The 3,105-nt window shown below is 71.2% G+C and carries 2 protein-coding genes and 1 pseudogene; all 3 read right to left on the bottom strand.

The features are described 5' to 3' along the window. Window positions 1–205 (bottom strand): annotated as a pseudogene (locus ACYVE7_RS31815) (dihydrodipicolinate reductase); the annotation flags it as partial. Between the two features lie 107 nt (window positions 206–312). Continuing rightward, window positions 313–2,724 (bottom strand): M4 family metallopeptidase, encoded by a 2,412-nt coding sequence (locus ACYVE7_RS31810; protein ID WP_460369990.1) that lies wholly within the window; start codon window positions 2,722–2,724, stop codon window positions 313–315. Window positions 2,725–2,821: 97 nt separating this feature from the next. Continuing rightward, the coding region (locus tag ACYVE7_RS31805; protein ID WP_460369988.1) for a helix-turn-helix domain-containing protein at window positions 2,822–3,105 on the bottom strand (284 nt) is incomplete at its 5' end.

Here is a 3,105-nt window from a genome sequence, read left to right as displayed (position 1 = left end):
CCCCTGCGGCGACCGCCGCGTCGACGTCGGCGGTGGCGGCGATCCCGAGCGGCCGGTCGAGGCCGCCGAGCTCGCCCGCGTCGCGTCCGACCTTGTCGGGGTTGTTGACGAGAACCGAGGCGAGGGCGAGTTCCGGATGCGCGTCGACGGCCCTGATGGCCAGCCTGCCCACGTTCCCGGTCCCCCAGACGAGGGTGGTGATCATACCGTGAGCGTAGCAAGCGCTTGGTTAGGTGGCCAGGGTCTGCGCGAGGCCCGTGGACACGCGGGAGCGCCCCGGACGGCGGTGTCCGGGGCGCCCGCTGGCCGGGATCAGGAGGTGGTGAGGGAGACGTCGTCGAAGACGAAACTGGTCTGGAGGGAGGCGTCCTCGGTCGCGGAGATCGAGAGGGTGACGGTCTGGCCCGCGAAGGACGAGACGTCGAAGGTGCGCTGGACGTAGCCGCTGTTCGGAGTCGTGTTGCTGTAGGAGGCGAGAGTCGTCGTGCCGAGCTTGACGGTCGCCCGGTCGTAGACCGTGCCGCCGGTCTCGGCCGTGTCGACGTGCACCCAGTAGCTGACGGTGGCGCGGCAGCCCGCCGGGATCGTCACCGACTGGGTGGCCGAGTCGGAATGGGTGCTGCCGTAGCCGGCGAGCCAGGCGAACCTGGTGCCGGAGCGGGCGGTCTGGCCGCCGCCGTTCGACGACACCACCCCCGACGTCGTGGTCCACGGCGCGGCGCCCGATTCGAAGCCGCCGTTGCCGAGCTTCTCACCGGGTGAGGTGCAGCCGCCGCCGACCGGGTTGACCGTCCAGGTGAAGGACGCCGAACCGGTCAGGTTCGCCGTGTTCTTCGCGGTGACCGTCACCGTCGAGGTGCCGGCCGCCGACGGGGTGCCGGTGATCAGACCGGAGGAGGCGTTGATCGTCAGCCCGGCGGGCAGGCCCGTCGCACTGTAGGTGAGGGCCTGGCCGCCCGGATCGGTGGCGCTGATCTGCAGGTTGACGGCCGTGCCGACCGTCCCGGACTGGTTGCCGGGGCTGGTCACGGAGGGTGCGCCCGGCTGGCCGGGGCAGGTGCCCGGCACCGGGTCGGTCCCGGTGACGCTGACCGCCGCCCACGCCGCGTTCACCGTGTTGTACTCGGTGCAGTGCGTGCCGTACAGGTCGGCGGCGGCCTTCAGCGAGTCGACCCTGGCGTTGGCGTAGGTCTCGTTGCTGTTGGCGTAGGAGGCGAGCGCCCGGAACCAGATCTTGGCGGCCTTGTCGTTGCCGAGCCCCGTGACGGTCGAGCTGTTACACGTCGGGCTGTTGCCGAAGCCGTGGTCGCCGCTGCCGACGGCCGTCAGGAAGAACCAGTGGATGAGCGGGCCGTTGGAGTAGTGCGGGTCCAGGCTGCCGTTGTTGGAGGCGTAGCAGTTGGGGGAGCGGCCGTCGAGCGACGGCTGGTACATGTACCGCAGCGGCGTGCCGTTGCCGTTGATGTTGATCAGCTCGCCCATGGTGTAGTCGGGCGTGTCGGCGGGGCTGTTGGCGTAGAACTCGACCATCGAACCGAAGATGTCCGAGGTGCCCTCGTTCATCCCGCCGGTCTCGCCGTTCTGGCCCCAGCCGGTGAGCGCGCCGCTGACGCCGTGCGCCATCTCGTGCCCGGCCACGTCCAGCTCGACCAGCGGACGCGCGTTGTTCTGGCCGTCGCCGTAGGTCATCTGGGAGCCGTCCCAGAAGGCGTTCACATAGGCGTTGCCGTAGTGGGTGCGCGACGGGACGCCCGCGCCGTTGCCGAAGATCCCGTTGCGGCCGTGGACGTTCTTGAAGTAGTCGAAGGTCTTGGCGGCGCCGAAGTGGGCGTCGACCCCGGCCGAGGCGGGGTCGGTCGTGGTCCCGTTGCCGAACGTGCCGGTCGTGTTGGAGTAGACCGTCCCGGTGCCGCTGGTGGCGTGGTTCAGGTTGGTGGTGGTGCCGTTGCCGTGCGACGGGTCGCGCATCTGGAAGGTGCTGCCCGACTGGGTGACGTCGATGGTGACGGAGCCGCTGTAGATCGAGTTCCCGGTGCCGGGAGCCAGCGCCTGCTGCGGGGCGACGGGTGTGCCGTCGGGGACGAAGGTGTGGACGTCGTCGCGGACGTCGACGATCCGGCCCTTCTGGGCGTCGACCAGGACGTGCAGTTTGCTCGGGGTCCGGTCGGCGCGGACCCCGGTGATCACCGTCTCCCAGACCAGGACGGCCGACCGGCCCTGCGCCCTGATCGCCAGGAACGGTTTGGCGACCTGGTCGACGCTGCCGGAGAACTCCCCGCGGGCGATCTTCGCCGCGCGGGCCGCGGACACGGCCGGCTCGGTGGAGACCTCCGCCGAGGTGGCGGCGGCGGGCTGGAGGGATTCGTAGGAGCCGCTGGGCGACAGGTGGACGACGACGTCGCCGCCGTACACCGGCAGGCCCTTGTAGGTGCGGTCGAACCGGACGTCCGCGGCGCCCGTCGCGTCGACGACGACGTTGCGGGCCTTGAAACGGTGTCCGGCGATCTTGTGGGCTGGTCCGGGATGGGCGTCGAGGGCCCTCAGCGCGTCGTCGACCGCCTTCTGTCGGGTGGGAGGCGGGGGATCGACGCCGAAGGCGTCCTGGGTGAAGCCGTTCTGGGCGGAGGGGAGGGGCGCGGGGGGCGGTACGGCCGAGGCGGGGGCCACGGCCGTCGCGCAGAGCAGTGCCGTGAGGGGCACGAGCGCTAGCCGGCGTCGGTTCATCGACGGGCTTTCCTTCCTTATGGGACAGGGGGTGCCCGAAGTGTCGGCAAGATTGGGGTATGCCCGATAGGCAGGTGGGGCAGCGGTAGGGATATCCCTAGCGGTCCCGGGCCGCGAGCCGGGCGACGTCCACCCGCGAGCGAACCCCCAGCTTCCGGAAGATCCTGGTCAGCGCCGCCTCGACGGTCTTGACGCTCACGAACAGCCGCGTCGCGATCTCCCGGTTGGTGGCGCCGGCCGCCACCAGGACGGCGACCCTCCGCTCGGTCTCGGTCAGCCCGGCCAGGGCGTCGGGGCCCTGCGGGGCGGCGGTTCCCGGCTGGTCGGGTTCGGCGTCGACCAGCGCCAGCCAGGTGCGGGCCCCGCAGCGGGCGAAGACAT

The sequence above is a fragment of the Actinocorallia lasiicapitis genome (assembly GCF_054778695.1).
Note: the sequence above shows the minus strand (reverse complement) of the source record. Positions and strands in the feature narration are given on the sequence as shown.